Genomic DNA, 21,775 nt, shown 5'->3' with positions numbered 1-21,775 from the left:
TGGATAAAATTACTGAATTTTCTTATAAAAAATGAACAGAGGGAATGGCATGGTTATACTCGAAAAGCAGAACTATATTTATTCCTTTGATAAAGAACATAAGCCAGCCCTGAAGGTATCGGCCGGTGCGAAAGTAGTTATTGAAACACACGATTGTTTCCTAGGTCAAATTGATTCGGAGGAGACCGCCTATGAGGCAATTGACTGGAATCATATCAATCCAGCCACAGGCCCAATCTATATAGAGGAAGCTAAGGCGGGCGATATCCTGAAGGTGAAGATAGACGATTTGGAGATTGCACCAACAGGCATTATCGCGACAGGCAAGAATCTTGGAGTTATGGGGCATCGGCTGGAGGGGTTCGCAGTTAAGAAGGTCGATATCGTAGACAATACATACGTATTTAATGATCGGCTGAGACTGCCGGTCAATCCGATGATTGGCGTCATTGGAGTGGCTCCGGCGCAGGAGGGAGTCTCATGCGGGACACCAGGTGAGCATGGTGGAAATATGGATACCACGTTGATCACCAAAGGAGCTGAGCTTTATTTACCGGTCTTTCACGAGGGAGCCCTTTTTGGTTTAGGTGATTTACATGCCGCCATGGGAGATGGAGAAATAGGGGTTTCTGGAATAGAGGTTGCCGGGAGGGTAACGGTTACCTTGGATATCCTGAAAGGAAGGTCTATTCCTCATCCGATTGTCGTAAATGAAGATGGAGCTGCCATTATTGTCTCCAAGCCGACGCTGGATGAAGCGGCAAAAGAGGCTGTGGAATGCTTTGTTGATATCATGCGGCCGCTTACAGGTTTATCAGCAGCTGACTTGTCTATGCTGCCTTAGTGTCAGCGGTCATGTGAAAGTTTCGCAGATTGTCGATCCCTTGATGACGGCTAGATTTTTCATCCCAGCGAGAGTATTCCATTCATATGAAATTAATTTATTCTAATAGAAAATGTGAGCAGGCGTGTTGTAAGAGACAGGCCTGTTTTTTATTGTATTGGATGTGGAAAATGTTCATAAAAATATAATATTTTGATATAAGAAAAAGGTGGTATATATATAGTGAAAGCGGTATCGCTTTTGGAACAAATAGGAGGGATTATGATGGGCAGATTAGATGGAAAAGTTGCTGTCATTACTGGAGGAGCAAGGGGTATGGGGGCCTCTCATGTTCGTAGATTTGTGAAAGAAGGTGCAAAGGTTGTCATCACAGATCTGAATGAGGAAGGCGGCATGGCTCTTGCAAATGAATTAGGGGAAAATGCGTTATTTGTTAAGCAAGATGTGACGAAAGCAGCTGATTGGGAACATGTCGTTAAAGAAGCAGAAGAAGCATTCGGTCCTGTGAATGTGCTCGTTAATAATGCAGGCATCAGCATGAATAAGAACATTTTTGATATTACGGAAGAGGAATACCGCAAAATTGTGGAAATCAATCAAGTGTCCGTCTTCTTGGGAATTAAGCACATTCTTCCGTCTATGCAGAAGACAGGAAATGGTTCTATCGTGAACATTTCCTCCTTGAATGGGCTCGTCGGCGGAGCGATTGGGTACACAGATACGAAGTTTGCGGTTCGTGGTTTAACGAAAGCGGCAGCCCTTCAAGTGGCCGGCCTTGGCATCCGTGTAAACTCCGTCCATCCAGGTGTTATTGAAACACCAATGGTGACCCAAGGGGATGCCGTGGGGGTCATTAAGGAATTTGCTAAACATATCCCGCTGAAACGTGTAGCAAAACCAGAAGAAGTAACGGATTTAGTCACCTATTTAGCATCTGATGAATCCGGCTATTCTACTGGCTCAGAATTCATTGTTGATGGCGGATTATCTGCCATGTAACCATTTATGATAGGGTCTTTCCGGATAAGTCTTTTATCCAGAGGGCCCTTTTTTGTTTGCAAAAAAAGATGCCATGAAGGCATCTTGAATAATGGCTTATATAATAGCTTCGTTTGTAATTTCCTCAAGAAGGGCGATTACATGCTCTTGGCCCTTTTCAAATTCGTTAACGAGCTGTTTGAGTTGTTTTGCTTTCTTATATTCAACAAGTTTACGTGAATAGTTTCTGATAGTATTAGAGGAGTTCACTGCCTCTTCGGCTTTTAGAATTTCTAAATCAATCATATACTTTAAGCTGTCTTTTGTTAGCTGTTCCATTCTATGCACCTCATATTCTTGAATATGTAAGTATGATAACATCAAATTATGCCGTATACAGTATAACTAACGAACCTGTTAGACTAGGAAAATCCTTTGTGAGTTATCGCATAATTTTTGATTTTCTAATAAGTTTGTCTTATAAGGGAGGAGCGGGAGTATGGGGTATATAGAGGATATAAGGAAGCTGGTTGGACATCGACCACTGATTTTGGTTGGCTGTGTGGTCGTGATTCTGGATGAAAGAGGCCGGCTCCTGCTTCAAGAGCGAGTCTACCCGAAAGGAACTTGGGGATTAGCAGGCGGATTGATGGAGCTTGGTGAACGTGCGGAGGATACCGCTAAGAGAGAGGTTTTGGAGGAAACAGGCCTAGAGGTAGAATCGTTAACGATGATGAATGTCTACTCTGGTCCTGAGCATTTCGCGGTGGCAGAGAACGGAGATGAATTTTATATGGTGACCTGTGCTTACTATACAGACAGCTATAGGGGCGAACTAAAGGTGGATTTGACAGAATCCTGTCAGGTTCGTTTCTTTGATCCTGATCAGCTCCCTGAACGAATGGTGAAAAGTCATCGGATGATTATTGAGGAATATTTGTCTAAACAGGATCTAAGCCGGTAAGATGCATAAGGAGTATTCGCTTTGCAAACCTTATAGATAGGACTATCTATGAGGGAGTACACCATATGAATGATAACATAATTGATTTTCAGATGTGCTTGCTGAAACGCCAGCATCGCAAGCAGTTAGGGATGAATGAATTCGAATACAATGTGCTTATGGGCACGATGAAATGGCTGCTTCACTGTATGCCTCCGTCAGCGAAGCTGCACGCGCGCGAGCTCTCTATTCAATCATCCATCCAAGATTTATATGGAATGGATTCAAAGGCCTTTTATCATGCGGTGGACCATATGTACAGGCATTTTCATCTGCCGGAGCATTCGATGAATCGAGCCAGTCTAATTGAGAATTTCCAAACGGTTGGAGATGTGGCTAAGTATATGGAAATCAGCATTTTGAAGGCTTGAGCAGCATCAATCAAAACGGCTTTTATCAGGCGAGCAGTTTCTGCTTTGCCTTCTTTGTTTTCCACAGGTCATAAAATTATTTTATTTCTTTCGTTGACATGAAACGCGTTTCATACTTTACACTTATTCCAAGCCAATAACCATATTCAGGTGAATAAACATGACAAATATTAAAGATGTGGCAGCAAGGGCCGGAGTATCGGTAACAACAGTCTCTCGAGTATTGAATAATCACCCTTATGTAAGCGCTCAGAAAAGGGAGGCTGTGCTCGCAGCTATTGATGAAATGAATTATTATCCGAATATCAACGCTGTGCACTTAAGTAAAGGGAAAACACAAGCAATGGGCGTGGTTCTCCCTTATACAGACCATCCGTATTTTGGGCTTCTTCTGAAAGGAATCGCCAGTATGGCACTTGAGCATAATTATAAGCTCGTATTATACCAAACAAATTATCAAAAACGGGTTGAGCTGGAAGCTTTACAAATGCTGAAGACGAAGCAGATTGATTCCTTAATCATTTGCTCAAGGGGTTGCGAATGGTCCGTCATTGAAGAGCATATGCAGTACGGTCCAATTGTTGTAGCAGAGAAGCGGGATGACCCGCGGGTATCCTTGACCTATGTGAATCATTATGCTGCTTTTACAGCTGCCTTGGATTATTTATATAAAAAAGGGCACCGGAAAATCGGCTACACCATCAGCCGAACGAACGGAACAAGCAGCCGTGATCGTGAACAGGCTTATAAGGATTTTATCCGTCAGCATGGATTGGCGTATCGGCCTGACTATATCATTGACCAATGCCTTTATTTCGAGGACGGCAGGCGTGTGATAGAGTGTATTCAGTCCATGCCAGAGCCGCCGACAGCCTTGCTTGCAACTAGTGATCAAGTGGCTGCGGGTATCATGCTTTGTTGTCACCATGAAAAGATTAAGGTGCCGGACGACTTGGCGATTATCGGATTTGATAATCAGCCGATTGCGCAGATGATGAATATCACTACAATGGAAATACCGCTTGAGCAAATGGGACAGAATCTGTTTAAACAAGCGCTAAGCGGAAAAATAGACAGCAAGGAAATTACTGTATCCTTGATTGAACGGGGGACAGTTTAACAGAATCGCTGTAGAAAGTAGGAATAAGGATGAAAGAAAAAAGTGTAATATTTTTTGATATTGATGGCACATTATTAGACCATGAAAAGGAATTGCCGCTTTCGACTAAGAAGGCTGTCTTCGCATTGAAGGAGAAGGGACATGAAGTGGCGATTGCGACGGGCCGAGCTCCGTTCATGTTTGAGAGCTTGCGCCGGGAACTCGAAATTGAGACATATGTCAGCTATAACGGACAGTATGTCGTTCTTCAGAATGAAGTAATTTATGCGAATCCATTGAAGATCTCAGCACTTGAACAATTGACGAAAAGTGCGCTTGAGCGGGAGCATCCAATCGTTTATATGGACCATGAGGACATGAAAGCAAATGTTCCGCCAGAGCATAATTATATTACAGAGAGCATCAGCGAGCTTAAGCTTGATGTCTTTCCAACCCATGACCCGCACTACTACCAGGGAAGGGAATTGTATCAATCCCTTCTCTTTTGTCCAGAGGGTGAGGAACGATTCTATGAGGAGACCTTTAAGGATTTCGATTTCATTAGATGGCACCCATTCTCTGTAGATATTCTTCCACAAGGAGGCTCCAAAGCGAGAGGAATTGAGAAAATAACAGAACGGCTGGGCTTTGCAAAAGAACGTCAATATGCCTTTGGAGACGGACTGAACGATATCGAGATGCTCACACATATTGAAAATAGCGTAGCCATGGGCAATGCTGTAGAGCGTGTGAAGGCTGTAGCAAAATACATCACAAAGCCGGTTGATGAAGAGGGGATTCTGCACGGTCTTCAGATGGTCGGGCTGCTTTAAGCTAAACAATTGATTCTTTTTGATATCTCTACTATTGTGAGAGTAGATACCAGATAATGCTAGATAGACAGGTGGGATATCGAAATGAAGATAGAAATATGGTCAGACTTTATTTGTCCGTTTTGTTATATTGGGAAACGCCTGCTTGACCAAGCAATTGAAGCTTTTAACCATAAAGAACAGATTGAGGTTATTTACAAAAGCTATGAATTGCATCCTGATGTGGTAAGTGACGAAAGAATTGCTGTACATGAAATGCTTGCTGGCAAAATGGGGGTTTCAGTCGAGGAAGCCTCAGCCATGAATGAGCGTGTGAAGGCACATGCTGCTTCGGTTGGCCTTGATTATCAATTTGATTCTATGAAACAAACAAATACCCTTGATGCTCATCGCCTGCTGAAATATGCAGAAACAGCAGGGTTGGCATCGGCTTATACAGAGCATCTTTTTAAGGCTCATTTTACCGAGTCAGTATTCATCGGCAAGAAGGAAAATCTGTTACGGCTTGCAGAGGAAGCGGGATTAAATCGTATACAGGCAGAGCAGATTCTATCAAGTGATGCCTATCTAGATGAAGTGCGCCGCGATCAACTGGAGGGACAGACCCTTGGAGTCAGAGGGGTTCCGTTTTTTGTCTTTAATCGCAAATATGCCATTAGTGGTGCACAGCCGCTTGAGTTGTTCCAGGAAACCCTTGACCGTGTGTGGAAGGAAGAAAATCATCTGCCTTCTGAATACGAGATAGAACCAAATGGTGATGTTTGTACAGGTGATGGCTGCGAAGTAGGAGAAAAGGAATAAGAGACCGTAATAGGCCCGGAGGCAGGATCTCCGGGTTTTTTTGTAGTGTGCTTTACATATATCCAAAAGGTATTAGTATATTGATATTATTTTAAAAGATGATTTTTATAGAGGATACACTATATTTGAAAATATAAAAAAATTATTTTAATATATAATCATACCATAGAAAGGAGGAGGAAGGAAGATGGAATTTGCTGCTAAGGATTATAGACAGATTGCAAGAAATAAACTAAAAGGTCATTGGGGTTTAGCAATTGGGGTTTTCTTTACCGTTGCTTTAATTACGTCAGCTATTGATGCATTAGCGCAGGATTACTACTATGTTTATTGGATTCTCTTGCTCTTTATTTCCGTTCCATTGTCTGTAGGGCAATTATGGTTCTTTCAGGATGTGGAAAGAGGCGAAACATTGACCTACTCCCATTTATTTGACACTTTTAGAAAAGACTATGTCCGTACATTGACGGCCATGCTGCTTGTTTACCTTTATACATTTCTCTGGTCATTATTATTGATCATTCCTGGGATAGTGAAAGGTTTATCTTATTCGATGACGATGTTCGTGCTGCGCGATCATCCGGAAATGACCGCAAGTGAAGCGATAAAGGAAAGCCAACGATTGATGTACGGCAAGAAATTTGATTTGTTTAAATTGATCTTATCCTTTATAGGATATGTCATTCTTCCATGGGTGCTTATCGGAGCTGGAATTGTTTTGATGATCGCTCAAGTAGGTATAGCAGGGATTGTGGAATCAGCCGGGCTCATGGCTATAGGTATAGCGAGTGGAACGATACTGGCGTTGATTGGGCTTGCCTTATTCTTTGCGATAAATATTTACTTAACACCATATATCTTAACATCGCTCGCAGCTTTCTATGATAAATATGTGACTACATCTGTTGTCACACCAGAGGAATGAGGCTTTCATGGGGCAGGGTTTTCCCTGCCCTCATGTTTTTGGCTTAATGGGAGATTCCTTTGCCAGGATGTATAACAGCTGGGTAGCCATATAGGAGGGAGTATACTTAAACCCTCCTTTCACCCATTCAACAATTAATCCCAAAATAGCATAAGATTGATAGCTTGCCATTAACTCATGGTCAATGACAGGATCGTCAAAATCCTTTATATGATCAGAGATGGATAAATCCTTGAGCAATTCGCCAATCTTGTTCAGAAAACCAGGAAGGGCATCATCGTGGATGACAATAGTGTAGAAGGTCGAATACTTGGCGACATGATCAAAGATTTTGATAGCTGATGCACTAAGACGATCATAATAGAAGGTTGATTGATTATGATACGGCGCTCGATAGGAATCCGTCAAATCTGTAAAGACATCATTAATCAAGTCATTTAATAAATCTTCCTTGTCTTGATAATGCTTGTAGAACGTGCCCCGGTTTAAATCGGCTAATTCAACTATTTCTGAGATGGTAATCCGTTTAAACGGCTTTTGATCCATTAAAGTAATGAGAGCTTGTTTTAATGCATGCTTTGATTTAGAAACCCTTCTGTCGACAGTCATAGAGAATATGCCTCCTTTTGTAGAAAATTGTAAAAATAATCAACAAAATTATATCTTCTGTCTATTAGTCAACAAACAGGAGTTTTTTGAATATTGAAGATTATTTGGTTAAATTCTATACTAAAAAGAGACAGATGTATATTTTTCAACATTTGTATACTTATGTGAAAAGGGGAAATCGACGATGAAACTTCAAGGGAAAGTAGCAATAGTTACTGGCGCTGCATCAGGCATGGGGAAACAAATCGCTATGTTGTATGCAAAAGAGGGTGCAAAAGTAGTCGTTTCTGACTTGAATTTGGATGGAGCAAATGCAACGGTTGAAGAAATTAAGGCAGCAGGCGGGGAAGCTCTAGCGATCAAAACAAATGTAGCTGTGGAAGAGGATATTCAGACACTTGTAGATACAGCAGTAGATAAATACGGAACGGTTGATATTCTTGTGAATAATGCGGGAATCATGGACGGATTTGAACCAGCTGGGGATATTGTTGATGATAGATGGGAACGTATCTTTGCCGTTAACACGACAAGTGTTATGCGTGCGACAAGAAAGGTCATTCCAATTTTCCTTGAGAAAGAAAGCGGTGTCATTGTAAACGTGGCATCTGCCGGAGGTCTATACGGAGGAAGAGCGGGTGCAGCTTATACAGCCTCTAAGCATGCTGTTATCGGCTTTACGAAAAATACTGGCTATATGTACGCTCAAAAAGGAATCCGCTGCAACGCAATTGCTCCGGGGGCTGTTATGACAAATATTCAGGCTTCCATGACCAATATTGATAAATTTGGGGCATCTAGACAGCAGGCAGGTATGGGAATTAATCCTCGTGCAGGCCAACCAGAAGAAATTGCCCAAGCCGCTTTGTTCCTTGGATCAGATGATTCAAGCTTTGTGAATGGTACCGTTTTGGCAGTAGACGGCGGATGGACAGCCTATTAAGAATGAAATAGATTCAAATGGATATACCTGCAACGGGTATATCCATTTTTTATGTGTAAGAAAATTTGCCGGATGTTCAATCTTTTTCCTTGAAAAAGAACATATTGCTAATTGGAAATGTTACACTATTGTTATAAAAATATCCTAATGGATATTAAGGACGTGATTAATCTGCTAAAACGGAAATTCTCGAAGCTGAACAAGAAGATTCACGAAGAGAATGGTGTTCACATTTTTTATAAAATTCAAGAACAAGATACGTACTTATGCAATTTAATCGCTTTTATTGATTCTGCCTTAGAACAAGGGGATCATGTGCTGTTAATTGAAAGTGAACGGATTATGATGAAGCTCCGTACGGAACTTAAGAGAAGATTGACGAGTGAGCAGCTTGGCTGTATTCATATGATCAATAATTTCAGCTATTATGTTTCAACGGGCAGTTTTCAGCCGGCTGTTATCTTTGACCATTTATCAAGAACATTGCAGCCGTTTTTTGATGAAAGAATTTCGTTTAGGATATGGGCTCATGTAGAGTGGGGACATCAGGAGGGGATTATCCCGATTCTTGAAGAATTTGAATGTGAGGCAGATAAGATTGTCAGTGAACTCGGTTTATATTTAGTCTGCTCTTACGACGAGGACCGTCTCCCTGAAACGCTTGAAGATAGATTGATGAAGTGTCATGGTTATGTCTTGATGGATAATGATATCGTTATGTCCGAGCTTTACGATCAAGTAAATGAATCAAGCCGCACCTTTAAAGAGGGATGATTGTTTTATAATTGATGTAAAAAAACACCTGTCAGCTTGATTGCTGGCAGGTGTTTTTTTTAGATTTTCTTCACGAATTCTGATTTGAGCTTCATAGCACCAAAACCTTCGATCTTGCAATCAATATCATGATCGCCGTCAACGAGACGAATATTTTTCACTTTCGTGCCGATTTTGATGACAGAGGAGCTGCCCTTTACCTTCAAGTCTTTAATGACAGATACAGTGTCACCGTCATTAAGAACATTGCCGTTTGCATCTTTGATGATTTTTACATCTTCATTGCTTTCCTCGGATTCAAGTGTCCATTCATGTGCGCAAACCGGACATACAAGCATATTTCCGTCTTCGTATGTGTATTCTGAGCCGCATTTCGGGCAATTTGGTAAGTTTTCCATCGTAATTCCTCCGTTACTGTTTCGAGACAAGCGGCATTCGATGCCGCCTTTCATTCTCTATGTTTTCTCTGCCTTTATACTGTCATAGTCTTTCCGGAAAGACAATATTTCAAGTGCATGTAAAAAATGGATACACAAGTGTTTTAGTATCAGACAGACTTATAGCGGAATGTATGGAAATCAAGAAACTCTCTGCAGGAGGGTCCTGCACTCTTCCTTGTTTATACTTTGGCATGAATATTGCATTTATCTTAGGTAATAGCCGAAGGAGGCTTTAAATAATTGAATGACGTCTCTTGACTGAGTATAGAAAGAAAAGGAGGAAGATGCTATGGCAAAAGCAGCGGTATCAGACAAGCAGAAGAAAGAGCGGCCGTATTATACAGATGAGCATGTGATGTTTCGTGATTCCTTGCGGAGGTTCTTGGAAAAGGAATGTCTGCCCTATTTCGAACAGTGGGAGGAAGAACGGCTTGTACCGAGAGAATTCTGGCTGATGATGGGGGAAAATGGATTTCTATGCCCTTCTGTCAGTGAAGAATATGGCGGAGCAGGCGGTGATTTTGGATTCTCTGCCATTCTGTCCGAGGAAACAGGAAGAATTGGCGGAGGTATGGCAGGACCTGGTGCCCATAGTGGTATCATGGTTCCTTATATCGAATCTTTCGGAACAGAAAAGCAAAAGAAAAAATACCTGCCTGGCTGTGTAAGCGGAGAAATCATCACAGCGATTGCGATGACGGAGCCTGGGACAGGATCGGATTTGGCTGGCATTAAGACAACTGCTGTGAAGGATGGCGATGAATATGTCATCAACGGTCAGAAAACATTCATCACCAATGGAATACATGCAGATCTTATTATAGTCGCATGTAAAACAGATGTGAACATCAAGCCTGCTCACAAAGGCATCAGCCTGCTGATTGTTGAGAAGAATATTCCGGGTTTCTCCCGTGGGCGCAAGCTTCGCAAGGTTGGAATGCATGCACAGGATACCGCAGAGCTCGTCTTCGAGAATGTCAGGGTTCCAGCGGAGAATTTGCTTGGCAATGAAGGGGATGGCTTTAAATACCTAATGGAGAATCTCCAGCAGGAACGGCTGCTTGCAGCCATTGGGGGCCAAGTGGCTGCTGAAGATATGCTGGAATTAACGCTTTCCTACGTAAAGGAGCGGGAAGCATTTGGAAGGTCAATAGCGAAATTTCAAAACACACAATTCGTTCTGGCTGAAATCGCAACAGAGGTTCAGCTCGGAAGGAACTTCCTTAATCAGTTAATTGCACGGCATATCAATGGCGATCAAATTGAAACAGAGGTTTCAATGGCCAAGTGGTGGATCACAGATATGGCGAGGAGAAATGCGCCGAAATGCATGCAGCTTCATGGTGGGTATGGATATATGGAGGAATATAAAATTGCGCGCCGATACCGTGATATTGCTGTTTCTCCAATTTTTGCAGGCACAAATGAAATAATGAAGGTGATTATTGCAAAGAGAATGGGACTATAAGGATGTGAAAGCCATGAATGAATATTCCTCACTCAGTCAGCAATTATTAATCGGCGAGGCATTAAAATGTGCGGCTCACAATGTGCCAAAGCAAGAGGCATTTGTCTTTGAAGAGAAACGGTTGACCTATGAGGAGACACTCAAAAAGGCTAGCTCTGCTGCTGGATGGATTCTATCACAGGGTATCCGTAAGGGTGATCATATTGCTTGCTTGTTCAAGAATAACCTTGAATTCATTGATGTCTATTTTGGTGCCAGCCTAAGCGGGACGGTGCTTGTGCCTGTTAATTTCCGTCTTGTGCCGAATGAGCTCATCTTTATTATCAATCAATCGGAGGCACGGATGCTCTTTATAGAAGCGGAGTATGTAGAAATGATTCATTCTATCAGCGAGCAGCTGCCAATGGTAGAGCATTATATTGTCAATGGTACAGCAAGCTTGCCGAAAGGCTGGATTTCCTACAATCAAATTGGTATGGCGGCGGAGCTTCCTGTGGACCTCAGGGATGATGACGCCCATGTTATCATCTATACCTCAGGCACGACGGGGAAGCCGAAGGGAGTTGTCCTAAGTCATAAAAACCTTTATATGAATGCACAAAATAAAATGTATCATTCCCCTTCGCCTTTGGGAACAAAGCTTCTAATTGTCCCGCCTTTATTTCATGTAGCTGGACTGGCCCATATTGCGATTACATGTTTGATGCAAGGAACGATGCATATCCAGCGTGAATATCAGCCTGTACAAATTCTTGAAACGATTGAAAGAGAAGGCATCAATTCGATGTTTCTTGTGCCTTCGATGTGGAATTTCCTGCTTCAAGTGCCCAACTTCAACGATTATGATGTCTCGTCCATGAAGGTCTGTGCAATTGGAGGTGCAATCTGCCCGCTTGAGATTAAGAAAGGAATCATGAACGCCTTCCCAAACGCTCAATTAAATGAAGCATTCGGTCAAACGGAGATGAGCCCGACGACCACTTACCTAACTGGTGAAGATACGCTTCGAAAGACTGATTCAGTCGGGAGACCGTCAATCAACGTTCGGATACGAATTGTGGATGAAGAGATGAACGATGTACCTATTGGAGAAGTCGGAGAAATTGTTTATCAGGGCCCGACAATGATGAAAGAGTATTACCGCAACCTGGAAGGAACAAAGGAAGCCTTCAGGGGCGGCTGGTTTCATAGTGGTGATTTGGTCAGGATGGATGAGGAGGGTTTCATCTATATCGTTGATCGCAAGAAGGATATGATTATTAGCGGCGCCGAAAATATTTATCCAAAAGAAATTGAGGAAGCTCTCTATCAGCATGAAGCAGTCTTAGAATCTGCCGTTATCGGAGTACCGGATGCTGATTGGGGAGAAAGCGTAAAAGCCTTTATTGTCCTGAAGCCTGGATATGAATTATCAGAGCAAAATGTAATTGACCATTGCCGGTTATGCGTCTCTTCTTATAAAAAGCCTCGGTATGTAGAATTTATTGAGACCTTGCCAAAAAATGCTTCTGGAAAGATCCTGAAGACGGCGCTTCGGCAGGGGGACTACGCAAAAGAGTAAAGGTGCTGAAACAAGCCTCTTGGATGCTAAACATAGGAGTTATTCAGAGAGGAAAAGAGGCTGGGAAAAAAGGATTTCAGTCAGTGATAGACTCGAATAATTAGACGATAAAGGAATAAATTTATCGTCAAATTATTCGGGTCTTTATTTGTGGTTTTTCATGCATGAATTGATTGTGGCTTTCTACTATTAGTGACTAGTGGACTGGAGCAAAAAGCACTCGACTCCAGCGGGAAGTAGAGGAAAGGCTGAGACCCTGCAGGCGTAAGCGACGAGGAGGCTCAAGCCTTCCTCCCCGCGGAAAGCGAGTGCATTTTGCGGAATGGAACGATCGTATATTCCCAACTGCTATTGAATTGGAAGAATAAGTGACAACCATTCGTTTCTGAGGATCATTTATTTCGTTTTTTCCCAGCCTCTATACTTTTTAACATTCAAGTAAACATTTGAATGACTAAGCCGAGCAATGATATAATATACATATAATCAAATAGATGCTTGAATGAAATGAGTGATATTTTATGAACGAGAAGGATGCGTGTGAGATATATTGTTATAGTGAGCCGAAGGTTATTCAAGTACAGCAGAAAATACAGCAAGAGAATATAGCCGGTGTAAAGCAATTGTTTAAGGCACTTGCTGATGAGAATCGGGCAAAGATTGTTTATGCACTTTGCTGTGAGGATGAATTATGTGTATGCGACCTTTCCAATATTATTGGGGCAACGGTTGCGAATACATCCCACCATTTGAGGAACCTCTATAAGCAAGGGATTGTAAAGTACCGCAAAGAGAAGAAGCTTGTCTTCTATTCGTTGGATGATGAGCATATTAAGCAAATCATGATGGTGGCGCTTGCGCATAAAAAAGAGGTGAAGGAAAATGGCAGAGCATCAACTAAATAATCCTAAAGGGAAAACATTTCGAATCGAAGGGCTAAGCTGTGCAAACTGTGCCAAGATATTTGAGGATAATGTGAAGAATATCGATGGCGTAACAGATGCTAAAATCAATTTTGGCGCATCAAAGATTTATGTAGAAGGAGCAGCCACTGTCGAGGAAATTGAAAGGGCAGGCGCATTTGAGCATCTGAAAATAAGGGATGAAAAAGAAAAACGAATTGAACGTGTACCGTTTTGGAAACAGAAAGAGAATTGGAAGGTATATGCTTCTGCCTTTATCTTACTCATAAGCCTTGTATTATCAGCTAAATATGGTGAGGGGCATATCTACCCAACAATTGGCTTTTTCATCGCGATAGCCCTTGGCGGATCCTCCTTGTTCTGGACAGGATTGAAGAATTTAAGCAAGCTAATCTTTGATATGAATACGCTGATGACAATTGCGATTATCGGGGCTGCCATTATTGGAGAGTGGAGAGAAGGAGGGATTGTTGTCATTCTCTTTGCCATCAGTGAGGCGATGGAGCGTTATTCCATGGATAAGGCGCGTCAATCTATTGAGCTTCTAATGAATCTAGCGCCGAGTGAGGCGCTAATCCGCCGTGGGAATCAGGAAATGATCCTGCCAGTTGATGATATTGAGCTTCACGATGTCATGATTGTTAAACCAGGACAGAAGGTTGCGATGGATGGAGTGGTGAAGAAGGGAAGCTCTTCTTTAAACCAGGCAGCAATAACCGGAGAAAGCATTGCCGTCCATAAGAGTGTTGGGGATGAGGTTTATGCTGGGACCTTAAATGAAGAAGGATTATTGGAAATTGAGGTTACCAAACGCGTTGAAGACACAACAATCGCGAAGATTATCCAATTAGTTGAGGATGCGCAGGCAGAAAAAGCTCCTTCACAGGCTTTTGTGGATAAATTTGCGAAGTACTATACACCAGCTATTATGGCTGCAGCTTTTCTGATTATGATTGTCCCGCCCCTCCTAATGGACGGCGAGTGGGGTGTATGGATTTACCAAGGGCTCGCTGCATTGGTAGTCGGATGCCCGTGTGCGCTTATTGTTTCTACTCCGGTCGCTGTCGTGACAGCAATTGGCAATGCGGCAAGAAACGGCGTGCTCATTAAGGGTGGCATTCATTTAGAGGAAGCAGGGCATTTAAAGGTGATTGCGTTTGACAAGACAGGTACACTTACAGAAGGCAAGCCGGCAGTTACAGATATTATTGCTTATGATAGTGATGAAGAACAAGCTCTTTCTATCGCGGCTGCAATCGAAAAAGGCTCTGCGCATCCCTTAGCTGCCGCAATTGTCGAAAAAGCAAAAGCGTTAAATCTGGATATCGATATTCATAAGACAGATGATGTGCAATCCATTACAGGCAAGGGGATTTCTGCTGTCATTAACGGAAACCGTTATTACGTCGGCAGTCCTGGTCTCTTTAAGGAAAAGATGTCCGTTTTCCTTTCAGATGAAGTAAACAGTCAAATCAGCGGACTGCAAGCTGAAGGCAAGACAGTCATGATCTTGGCATCCGATGATGCAGTTATGCTGTTAATCGCCGTTTCTGACCGTGTAAGGGAATCGGCAGGATTGGCCATTGATAGGCTGCATCGAGCCGGTATTGAAAAAACGGTCATGCTGACTGGTGATAATACACGTACGGCGGAGGCTGTTGCTAAACAAGTTGGTGTAACAGATGTCCGTGCTGAATTGCTTCCGGAAGAAAAATTAAACTTTATCAAGGACCTGCGAAAGGATTATGAACATGTGGCCATGATTGGCGATGGTGTTAATGATGCCCCCGCCTTAGCTGCCGCAAGTGTCGGTGTTGCCATGGGGGGAGCTGGAACAGATACAGCACTTGAAACTGCGGACATTGCCTTAATGGCAGATGATCTTGATAAGCTTCCTTACACGATCAAGCTGAGCCGGAAAGCACTCAAAATTATTAAACAGAATATCACCTTCTCACTTGCTATAAAGGCATTGGCGCTAGTTCTTGTCATACCAGGCTGGCTTACCCTTTGGATTGCCATTTTTGCCGATATGGGTGCGACTTTGATTGTAACGCTTAATAGCATGCGATTATTACGGGTGAAAGTGAAATGAAGCGGGTTTTTCCACTGCTTCATTTTTTTTACTTATGGGAAGGAATATTTGAGTAAAGGAGAGAATTATTATAGTAGAACAGAGAATAAGGGGATGAATAAGCATGAACGAAAAACTAAACAGAGTAGGTACAATCTATATTCCTGTAACAGATCCAGACCGTTCGCAGAAGTGGTATGTTAATCACCTTGGGGCTGAATTAAAGTATCTTGATAAAGAAAAAGCCATTGTAAATCTGGCAGGATTAAGTTTCTTCCTGTTGAAGGCAAGTGCTGGACAAAGCGTAAATTTCACTGATATTAATGGGGAAAAGCGTTTTATCCTCACCTTTGAAGTTGATGGGGAGAGAGCGCTTACGGATCTTCGGGAGGATTTCATCCGACGGAAAATGCCTGTCGGTGAGATTGAGGACAGGGGACATGCTGGCAGAAATTTTGTTTTTGCTGATCTGGACGGTAATCTTTTCGACGTGTGGAGTGAGTTAAGCCCAGCCTATAGAAAAACACCATTATTGAGTAACGAATGAATACTTTAATCGGGACGCGGGCGATCTGCGTCCCTTTTTGTGCGACAGAATGGAATGCTTTAGCCAGCTATATATTAAGGACCGAGTTCATAATCTAGAATGTATAGTTTATGGCTGATAGGCGACATTAAACATAACTTAAGGGGGCCTTATGCCCTGATATTCATATGCTCACATAGAGAGGGAGGCAATCGAGAATGGTCGAATTAATTGGAATCCTTGCAGGAATATTGGTGCTGCTCTCGTTTGTATTAACAGGCGAACGGAAGATTCGGATGGTCAATATTTTTGGAGCGGTTTTGTTTGTTATTTACGGGATGTCGATTGATGCCTTGAGTATATGGCTGTTGAATGGGATTTTAGTGTTTGTGCAGCTATACTATTTAGTGAAGATGAAACCAACGCCGGATGGTGAATATATCTCGTGAGATGACAGGCAGATGGGCTCTTTTAGATGGGGCTAATCTGTCTGTCTTTGTTTCCTGCCAATTTTTATTAGGCTGTATCCATTCCTTTTCCTTGTACAATAAGATAAACACTATGTTGAAATGAGGATATAGATTTTATGGAACGAATGAAGGAGATAAAGGGGCGGATATTCAGCATACGGGAACAGATGAAGGCAAGCAGCCCTATGGATGCAGCTTATATCAGATTGAACCAAGAGCTCGCTAAATGGGAGAAATCCTATCCTGAGTTTATTCTTGATGATTCACCAGCCGAAAAGGACATGAGGCGATTTACCGGAGAGATGATTTATTCTGAGAATAACCCCCCTTTTTTAATCCAAGAACAAGAGGTGCTCTTGAATGAGTTAACGTCTATAAACGAGCCGGTCATAATGCAGCTGCTGCCAAAAGGAATAGAGGCAGAACTGCATTATGAACAGGGATGTTTTCAATATGCTTGTATGGCTGATGAATTGATGGGAGTGAAGGAGATTACTTCCCAACTCGCATTAAGCTTTGATGTGCCGCGTTTTATTGCCTTTGAAGAGCCGTTGTCGGTGAAGGGCTGTTTATTTTTTACGGCATCTTTTCAAGAGAAACATCCAGAGGCCGATTTGCTAAATGATGAGAGCAATCGAGAGATACGGCAGAATAGAAGGCTCATGGTGAAATGGGGCCATTCTGCCTGTGTGGAGCTGCCGTTTCTTAGGAAGCTTGGTTTTCTTGTTCCATACCATCGTGTATATACTGTTGATACCTTTCAGGAGATTATCCCTGAGTGTGAGGCATTGTTAGCTTATGATACAGGCTACGAGATAGAAGGAGTGCTTCTTCAGACTGGAGGAAAGGAACTTCTATACAATCCTTTTCTTGGCAAAAGCCGATTAGATGGCAAAACGGTTGTCATTACAGGCGTATTGTCTAAGAGAAGATATGATTTCAGAAAGGATATAGAAGCTTTGGGAGGAACTTTGGCCGGCACAGTGACAAAGACGGTTGATTTTTTGTTAATGGGTAAGAATGGAGTTGGAACGACAAAATATCAGAAAGCGATAAAGCTGGGTATTCCCATTATGACGGAAGAACAATTCAAGGAGACTTTTTGTGTGGAGTAGGAGTCTTTGATCGGCTAGCCGATTAAAGACTCCTATTTTAAATGATGCGGTATTTTGGTCTTTCCAGGCGGAAAAGCAGGCAGCGCAGCTCGTGATAAAGCGGGATGGCGGCCAATGATAAAGGCAGCCAAAGAAAGGCATATCGTAAACAGATTTGCCCGAATAGATTGTAAGGAAGGTGGCTGTAATCCCAAATCCCCCATTGAAGCCATACATTCAGAATGAGGCCTGTGATGAGCTCTAGCAGTGTAATCATCAGGCAGCCTGCGATAGCTTGGCCGAGTAGAGGGAGCCGTAAGATGTGCATGCTTCCGACAATGATGAAGCAAATGCCGCCTAGTACCCCCATAGACCAATGTGAGTATCCCCTCCAAAGCCATTCGATGCCCATATAAGCACTGCCGCCGATGATCATGAATAGTATGCTTTGAAACAGTTTATTGATCATCACGTGCTTCTTCCGGTGTGTCGAGCCTTGTGGCTCCTTTTTTATTTAATGCTTGATCACGGTCAGATTCTACTCTTTTCGAAGACCACAGTTTTTTCTCTTGTCTGTCTTTGCCCATTGTTCTCACCTCTTTTGTTTGTAGGGTAACCTTGTTATGTCCTTTTCATGAAAAAAAGCTGGCGGGAAATTCCCGCCAGCTTAATAAATAGATATTAGTTGAACAAACCTACAAGTGTTGCAGACAAGATGGAAGCCATTGTCGCAACTAATAACATTTTCAATCCGAAAGAGCTAACTTCTTTTGCTTTGAAACCGTTGACGGCTTGTACAGCGCCAGCGACGATTCCAATTGAGCTGAAGTTTGCGAAGGACATTAAGAATGTGGATAAGATACTTACTGTTTTATCAGAAAGTTCCCCCATAATTGGTTGGAAGTCAAGGATTGCAACAAACTCATTCGAGATTAATTTTGTACCCATAATTGACCCTGCTTGAAGCATCTCATCCGCTGGAACACCCATTAAGAAGGCGATTGGAGAGAAGATGTATCCTACAATTGTTGTAAGGTCGATGCCAATAAGTCCGTCAAAAATGCCATTTAATAAGGCAAGCAAACTTAAATACCCAATCAGCATTGCACTTACGACAAGGACAACTCGACCTCCATCAAGGGCGCCCATACCGATGGCATCAAAGATGTTTTTAGAATGAATCATGTCTTCAATAACAATTTCGTTCTCTTCTTTTGAAACGATTACTGGAGCGATGATAGATGAAAGAATCAAAGCACTGAACACGTTTAGAACTACGGCAATCAATACATACTTAGCTGGAAGCATTGTCATATATGAAGCGATAAGCGCAGCCGATACACTTGCCATAGCAGATGTTGAAACGATAAACAAACGATTTTTATTTAAGTTGTTAATGGATGATTTAATAGCAAGGATAGACTCTGATTGACCAAAGAACATGGAATTGACTGCATTGAAACTCTCGATTTGGGGTAACCCAGTTACTTTAGAAATGAGACCCCCAATGTATTTAATTAAATATGGAAGTACTTTCAAGTGAGTTAACAAGGATAATAATGCAGATGTAAAAATAACTGGCAGCAAGACATTCACGAAGAAAGGTGAACCACCTTCAGGAATCCAGCCTCCAATAACAAAGTCAACGCCTTCAGTGGCATATCCTAATAATTTATTGAAGCCGGATGAAATGACATCAATTACCTTTAAGCCTCCTGATGTACCTAGAAGCAACCAAGTAAACACAGCTTGAATAACGAACATAACACCGACAGCCTTGACATTAACGTTCTTTTTATCATTTGACATTAGGTATGCAGTACCTAATAAAAGAATTATGCCAATTAATGATATAATTACACTCACGGTTGTATCTTTCCTCTCATTTTCTTTATTTTATTTGAAGCCATTTAAGTCCATGTTTGATGGCCCTTATGAATAATAATGGCAAACCCCGATGTCGAACAAGGACATATGTCCTATATGGAGCTATTTATAAAAAGTAAAATTAACATGAAAAGTCACGCAATTCATTTGGCAATAGTTGTCCGTTTACCCTTCGAGGGTATTCCCTTTATACTGACTATAATTAGTGAAGCAGGAATAGGTGAATAGACAGCATGAATGCAGCAGAAATAGAGATTTCGTCATACTTGGAGAAATTTGGATTAGAAAAGATATTTTCAGGTTTGAATGAGGATGATTTCGAGCAGGTTTATATCCCTAAAGGAGATATCCTATGTTTGAAGGGCGAGGAAATGAAATATATGTATCTGATTGTCGAAGGGAAAGTGAAGATTTATGCCGCGACTTCAGATGACAAGAGATTGATTCTCCGCTTTCAAAAGGCTTTGGAAATTATTGGAGATATCGAATATGTGCATAATCCAATTGTTCATCATACGGTGGAAGCGGTCACTGATTGCAAAGCTCTGAAGGTATCCTATGAGACAATCAGAAGAAAGATTGGGGATGACCCCGCATTTCTTCATTTCATGCTTAAGGCAGTCACAAGGAAATTCAGTGATAAAACGAATGCTGTAACCTTTAATCTTCTATATCCAGTGGAGGTCAGGGTAGCTAGTTATTTATTGTCCATCACCAATCCGTATGAAGATAAGTCCTTTTTTCATGACATTACTCATGGATCCAGTCTGACAGATATTGCTGATATGATTGGTACGAGCTATCGTCATTTGAACAGGGTACTCAAGAAATTATGTATGGACGGTGTTATTGACCGGACCGGCGGAAAATTATTCGTGAAAGACATGGATGCTTTGGCAAGAATTGCTGAACATAATATATATGAATAAGTGGAAAGCTCTCCTAGCATAGGAGGGCTTTTTTTGTATGCTGTTTTTTATGATGAATAGCTTAATCAATCCGTTCCATACTAAATGACAAAGGAGCCTTGATATGACATTGAAATATGAGTTGAGCATTTGTCTGGCCAAATTAAAGGCAATTGAGACAGGGCTGCAGAAGGAAGCAGAGCGTGCCGACAATGCAGAAGACGCGAGGACCTATCGGGATGCCATGCGGATGATTAGTGATATTCGTGAAGATACGAAAAAAAGACTGGAGACGCTTGGGTGACCCAATGCGTCTCATAAGGATGTGAGAAGATGCCGGATTGGATTCATGTAGTATTAAGATCAATTCTCTTTATGATTATTCTGTTTATTATTACAAAGATACTGGGCAAAAAGCAGATTGCTCAATTATCGATGTTTGAATATGTGACAGGGATTACAATCGGAAATATAGGCGCTGAGCTCGTTATTAACTTACGTGAAAAATTTTATCTGGGGGTTATCGCTATGCTGGCTACTGCATCTATTCCCTATGCCTCCAGCTTCATTACGATGAAAAGCAAATCCATGCGCAATTTCCTTGACGGGAGAGGGACTGCCTTTATCGAAAAAGGCAAGGTACTTGAGGAAAACTTGAGAAAAGAGAAAGTAACCATTGATGAATTCCTCGAAATGATGAGAAAGGAAGGTGTCTTCGACCTTTCTGAGGTTGAGTATGCCGTTCTTGAAGCAAATGGATCTTTAAGTGTCTTGCTTAAAAAAGAAAATCGTCCGTTGACACCGAAGGACATTCAGTTATATGTAACGAACGAGGGGAAGTCTCACACGGTGATCATGGATGGCGTTATTTTGGATGAATCATTAGAGCGTGCGGGGAAAAGCAAGGCATGGCTAAAGAAGCAGCTAAAGGCTCAAGGTGTATCAGATGAAGATGTATTTATTGGACAGGTGAATGCATCTGGTGAGTTTAAGGCTGATTTATATGATGATTCCCAAAAGGGACATTCAGAGGATAAGCAAGTATTATTAGCTGCCATGCATAAATGCCGGAATGATTTTGAGTGGTTCTCCCTTTCTGAAAAAGAGGATGAGGTAAAGAAGGCATACAGGAAAAATGCTGAAAAGCTGGAACAGGTAATTGATAAGGTAAGTAATCTATTGCAAAAATAAAAGGTTTAAAAAGGATTGTCGAAGGGGTATTGGTAAAAATGGGATTATTATGA

General features: G+C 41.9%; 26 protein-coding genes. 20 read left to right on the top strand and 6 right to left on the bottom strand.

Annotated elements, in window-relative coordinates; genetic code table 11:
- The first annotated feature begins 49 nt into the window (after nt 1–49).
- Both AC622_RS15970 and AC622_RS15965 read left to right on the top strand, forming a co-directional pair.
- On the top strand, nt 50–844 hold the full coding sequence (locus AC622_RS15970; protein ID WP_331456716.1) for an acetamidase/formamidase family protein: 795 nt from the start codon (nt 50–52) through the stop codon (nt 842–844).
- 264 nt (nt 845–1,108) lie between these two features.
- Nucleotides 1,109–1,843 (top strand): glucose 1-dehydrogenase, encoded by a 735-nt coding sequence (locus AC622_RS15965; protein ID WP_049671975.1) that lies wholly within the window; start codon nt 1,109–1,111, stop codon nt 1,841–1,843.
- 96 nt (nt 1,844–1,939) lie between these two features.
- Here AC622_RS15965 and AC622_RS15960 read toward each other — a convergent pair whose 3' ends face one another.
- Nucleotides 1,940–2,161 carry a hypothetical protein gene (locus tag AC622_RS15960; RefSeq protein WP_049671974.1) on the bottom strand — a complete coding sequence of 74 codons (222 nt, stop codon included), beginning with the start codon at nt 2,159–2,161 and terminating at the stop codon, nt 1,940–1,942.
- A 160-nt stretch (nt 2,162–2,321) separates the two neighbouring features.
- On the opposite strand from AC622_RS15960, the gene AC622_RS15955 reads away from it, so the two are divergent.
- The 6 genes from AC622_RS15955 to AC622_RS15930 all read left to right on the top strand — a co-directional run bounded on the left by AC622_RS15955 (nt 2,322) and on the right by AC622_RS15930 (nt 6,854).
- On the top strand, nt 2,322–2,786 hold the full coding sequence (locus AC622_RS15955) for an NUDIX hydrolase (RefSeq protein ID WP_049671973.1): 465 nt from the start codon (nt 2,322–2,324) through the stop codon (nt 2,784–2,786).
- 65 nt (nt 2,787–2,851) lie between these two features.
- Entirely contained in the window at nt 2,852–3,196 is a 345-nt protein-coding gene (locus AC622_RS15950; protein WP_049671972.1) for a hypothetical protein, read from the top strand.
- Between the two features lie 160 nt (nt 3,197–3,356).
- Nucleotides 3,357–4,316, top strand: a complete 960-nt coding sequence (locus tag AC622_RS15945; RefSeq protein ID WP_049671971.1) for a LacI family DNA-binding transcriptional regulator — start codon at nt 3,357–3,359, stop codon at nt 4,314–4,316.
- A 29-nt stretch (nt 4,317–4,345) separates the two neighbouring features.
- Nucleotides 4,346–5,128: a Cof-type HAD-IIB family hydrolase gene (locus AC622_RS15940; RefSeq protein ID WP_049671970.1), complete on the top strand. Its 783-nt coding sequence runs from the start codon at nt 4,346–4,348 to the stop codon at nt 5,126–5,128.
- Nucleotides 5,129–5,212: 84 nt separating this feature from the next.
- A complete protein-coding gene (locus tag AC622_RS15935; RefSeq protein ID WP_082197178.1) occupies nt 5,213–5,929 on the top strand; it encodes a DsbA family oxidoreductase in 717 nt (238 codons plus the stop codon).
- A gap of 187 nt (nt 5,930–6,116) precedes the next feature.
- Complete coding sequence (locus AC622_RS15930; protein WP_049671969.1) at nt 6,117–6,854, top strand: DUF975 family protein; 738 nt, start codon at nt 6,117–6,119, stop codon at nt 6,852–6,854.
- A 30-nt stretch (nt 6,855–6,884) separates the two neighbouring features.
- Here the strand turns inward: AC622_RS15930 and AC622_RS15925 are convergent, their stop codons facing one another.
- Nucleotides 6,885–7,463, bottom strand: a complete 579-nt coding sequence (locus tag AC622_RS15925; RefSeq protein ID WP_049671968.1) for a TetR/AcrR family transcriptional regulator — start codon at nt 7,461–7,463, stop codon at nt 6,885–6,887.
- Nucleotides 7,464–7,647: 184 nt separating this feature from the next.
- On the opposite strand from AC622_RS15925, the gene AC622_RS15920 reads away from it, so the two are divergent.
- Together AC622_RS15920 and AC622_RS15915 are read left to right on the top strand one after the other, a co-directional pair.
- The gene (locus tag AC622_RS15920) at nt 7,648–8,406 is read left to right on the top strand and encodes an SDR family oxidoreductase (RefSeq protein ID WP_049671967.1); all 759 of its coding nucleotides are present in this window, start codon (nt 7,648–7,650) and stop codon (nt 8,404–8,406) included.
- Nucleotides 8,407–8,568: 162 nt separating this feature from the next.
- Entirely contained in the window at nt 8,569–9,180 is a 612-nt protein-coding gene (locus AC622_RS15915) for an MEDS domain-containing protein (RefSeq protein ID WP_231589545.1), read from the top strand.
- Between the two features lie 59 nt (nt 9,181–9,239).
- On the opposite strand, the gene AC622_RS15910 is transcribed toward AC622_RS15915, so the two are convergent.
- A complete protein-coding gene (locus AC622_RS15910; protein WP_049671965.1) occupies nt 9,240–9,578 on the bottom strand; it encodes a zinc ribbon domain-containing protein YjdM in 339 nt (112 codons plus the stop codon).
- A 331-nt stretch (nt 9,579–9,909) separates the two neighbouring features.
- Here AC622_RS15910 and AC622_RS15905 point away from each other — a divergent pair, with 331 nt between their 5' ends.
- The 7 genes from AC622_RS15905 to AC622_RS15875 all read left to right on the top strand — a co-directional run bounded on the left by AC622_RS15905 (nt 9,910) and on the right by AC622_RS15875 (nt 17,757).
- Nucleotides 9,910–11,088, top strand: coding sequence for an acyl-CoA dehydrogenase family protein (locus AC622_RS15905; RefSeq protein ID WP_049671964.1), 1,179 nt, complete (start codon nt 9,910–9,912; stop codon nt 11,086–11,088).
- 13 nt (nt 11,089–11,101) lie between these two features.
- Complete coding sequence (locus AC622_RS15900) at nt 11,102–12,649, top strand: class I adenylate-forming enzyme family protein (RefSeq protein ID WP_049673016.1); 1,548 nt, start codon at nt 11,102–11,104, stop codon at nt 12,647–12,649.
- A 521-nt stretch (nt 12,650–13,170) separates the two neighbouring features.
- Entirely contained in the window at nt 13,171–13,554 is a 384-nt protein-coding gene (locus AC622_RS15895) for an ArsR/SmtB family transcription factor (RefSeq protein ID WP_049671963.1), read from the top strand.
- Complete coding sequence (locus AC622_RS15890) at nt 13,532–15,667, top strand: heavy metal translocating P-type ATPase (protein WP_049671962.1); 2,136 nt, start codon at nt 13,532–13,534, stop codon at nt 15,665–15,667. The genes AC622_RS15895 and AC622_RS15890 overlap by 23 nt, the downstream gene beginning before the upstream one ends.
- 103 nt (nt 15,668–15,770) lie before the next feature.
- Entirely contained in the window at nt 15,771–16,193 is a 423-nt protein-coding gene (locus tag AC622_RS15885) for a VOC family protein (RefSeq protein WP_049671961.1), read from the top strand.
- A 197-nt stretch (nt 16,194–16,390) separates the two neighbouring features.
- Complete coding sequence (locus AC622_RS15880; protein ID WP_049671960.1) at nt 16,391–16,621, top strand: hypothetical protein; 231 nt, start codon at nt 16,391–16,393, stop codon at nt 16,619–16,621.
- A gap of 137 nt (nt 16,622–16,758) precedes the next feature.
- On the top strand, nt 16,759–17,757 hold the full coding sequence (locus AC622_RS15875; protein ID WP_049671959.1) for a BRCT domain-containing protein: 999 nt from the start codon (nt 16,759–16,761) through the stop codon (nt 17,755–17,757).
- A gap of 37 nt (nt 17,758–17,794) precedes the next feature.
- Here the strand turns inward: AC622_RS15875 and AC622_RS15870 are convergent, their stop codons facing one another.
- The 3 genes from AC622_RS15870 to AC622_RS15865 form a co-directional block, all read right to left on the bottom strand.
- A complete protein-coding gene (locus AC622_RS15870; RefSeq protein WP_082197177.1) occupies nt 17,795–18,205 on the bottom strand; it encodes a putative ABC transporter permease in 411 nt (136 codons plus the stop codon).
- The gene (locus tag AC622_RS20775) at nt 18,195–18,323 is read right to left on the bottom strand and encodes a YpzI family protein (RefSeq protein WP_082197176.1); all 129 of its coding nucleotides are present in this window, start codon (nt 18,321–18,323) and stop codon (nt 18,195–18,197) included. Before AC622_RS20775 ends, AC622_RS15870 begins: the two co-directional genes overlap by 11 nt.
- 94 nt (nt 18,324–18,417) lie before the next feature.
- A complete protein-coding gene (locus AC622_RS15865; RefSeq protein WP_049671958.1) occupies nt 18,418–19,602 on the bottom strand; it encodes a NupC/NupG family nucleoside CNT transporter in 1,185 nt (394 codons plus the stop codon).
- 254 nt (nt 19,603–19,856) lie between these two features.
- Here AC622_RS15865 and AC622_RS15860 point away from each other — a divergent pair, with 254 nt between their 5' ends.
- The 3 genes from AC622_RS15860 to AC622_RS15850 all read left to right on the top strand — a co-directional run bounded on the left by AC622_RS15860 (nt 19,857) and on the right by AC622_RS15850 (nt 21,722).
- Entirely contained in the window at nt 19,857–20,552 is a 696-nt protein-coding gene (locus tag AC622_RS15860) for a Crp/Fnr family transcriptional regulator (RefSeq protein ID WP_049671957.1), read from the top strand.
- A 103-nt stretch (nt 20,553–20,655) separates the two neighbouring features.
- Nucleotides 20,656–20,835: a hypothetical protein gene (locus AC622_RS15855; RefSeq protein ID WP_049671956.1), complete on the top strand. Its 180-nt coding sequence runs from the start codon at nt 20,656–20,658 to the stop codon at nt 20,833–20,835.
- Between the two features lie 29 nt (nt 20,836–20,864).
- Entirely contained in the window at nt 20,865–21,722 is an 858-nt protein-coding gene (locus AC622_RS15850; protein ID WP_049671955.1) for a DUF421 domain-containing protein, read from the top strand.
- Nucleotides 21,723–21,775 lie beyond the last annotated feature (53 nt).

The organism is Bacillus sp. FJAT-27916 (assembly GCF_001183965.1).
Lineage (GTDB): Bacteria > Bacillota > Bacilli > Bacillales > Pradoshiaceae > Pradoshia.
Note: the sequence above shows the minus strand (reverse complement) of the source record. Positions and strands in the feature narration are given on the sequence as shown.

Coding starts and splice junctions, on each gene's coding strand:
- AC622_RS15900 (WP_049673016.1), top strand. CDS start 11,102: ATGAATGAATATTCCTCACTCAGTCAGCAATTATTAATCGGCGAGGCA.
- AC622_RS15875 (WP_049671959.1), top strand. CDS start 16,759: ATGGAACGAATGAAGGAGATAAAGGGGCGGATATTCAGCATACGGGAA.
- AC622_RS15960 (WP_049671974.1), bottom strand. CDS start 2,161: ATGGAACAGCTAACAAAAGACAGCTTAAAGTATATGATTGATTTAGAA.
- AC622_RS15885 (WP_049671961.1), top strand. CDS start 15,771: ATGAACGAAAAACTAAACAGAGTAGGTACAATCTATATTCCTGTAACA.
- AC622_RS15920 (WP_049671967.1), top strand. CDS start 7,648: ATGAAACTTCAAGGGAAAGTAGCAATAGTTACTGGCGCTGCATCAGGC.
- AC622_RS15890 (WP_049671962.1), top strand. CDS start 13,532: ATGGCAGAGCATCAACTAAATAATCCTAAAGGGAAAACATTTCGAATC.
- AC622_RS15905 (WP_049671964.1), top strand. CDS start 9,910: ATGGCAAAAGCAGCGGTATCAGACAAGCAGAAGAAAGAGCGGCCGTAT.
- AC622_RS20775 (WP_082197176.1), bottom strand. CDS start 18,323: ATGGGCAAAGACAGACAAGAGAAAAAACTGTGGTCTTCGAAAAGAGTA.
- AC622_RS15910 (WP_049671965.1), bottom strand. CDS start 9,578: ATGGAAAACTTACCAAATTGCCCGAAATGCGGCTCAGAATACACATAC.
- AC622_RS15880 (WP_049671960.1), top strand. CDS start 16,391: ATGGTCGAATTAATTGGAATCCTTGCAGGAATATTGGTGCTGCTCTCG.
- AC622_RS15870 (WP_082197177.1), bottom strand. CDS start 18,205: ATGATCAATAAACTGTTTCAAAGCATACTATTCATGATCATCGGCGGC.
- AC622_RS15925 (WP_049671968.1), bottom strand. CDS start 7,463: ATGACTGTCGACAGAAGGGTTTCTAAATCAAAGCATGCATTAAAACAA.
- AC622_RS15950 (WP_049671972.1), top strand. CDS start 2,852: ATGAATGATAACATAATTGATTTTCAGATGTGCTTGCTGAAACGCCAG.
- AC622_RS15965 (WP_049671975.1), top strand. CDS start 1,109: ATGGGCAGATTAGATGGAAAAGTTGCTGTCATTACTGGAGGAGCAAGG.
- AC622_RS15955 (WP_049671973.1), top strand. CDS start 2,322: ATGGGGTATATAGAGGATATAAGGAAGCTGGTTGGACATCGACCACTG.
- AC622_RS15855 (WP_049671956.1), top strand. CDS start 20,656: ATGACATTGAAATATGAGTTGAGCATTTGTCTGGCCAAATTAAAGGCA.
- AC622_RS15970 (WP_331456716.1), top strand. CDS start 50: ATGGTTATACTCGAAAAGCAGAACTATATTTATTCCTTTGATAAAGAA.
- AC622_RS15940 (WP_049671970.1), top strand. CDS start 4,346: ATGAAAGAAAAAAGTGTAATATTTTTTGATATTGATGGCACATTATTA.
- AC622_RS15860 (WP_049671957.1), top strand. CDS start 19,857: ATGAATGCAGCAGAAATAGAGATTTCGTCATACTTGGAGAAATTTGGA.
- AC622_RS15850 (WP_049671955.1), top strand. CDS start 20,865: ATGCCGGATTGGATTCATGTAGTATTAAGATCAATTCTCTTTATGATT.
- AC622_RS15935 (WP_082197178.1), top strand. CDS start 5,213: ATGAAGATAGAAATATGGTCAGACTTTATTTGTCCGTTTTGTTATATT.
- AC622_RS15945 (WP_049671971.1), top strand. CDS start 3,357: ATGACAAATATTAAAGATGTGGCAGCAAGGGCCGGAGTATCGGTAACA.
- AC622_RS15895 (WP_049671963.1), top strand. CDS start 13,171: ATGAACGAGAAGGATGCGTGTGAGATATATTGTTATAGTGAGCCGAAG.
- AC622_RS15930 (WP_049671969.1), top strand. CDS start 6,117: ATGGAATTTGCTGCTAAGGATTATAGACAGATTGCAAGAAATAAACTA.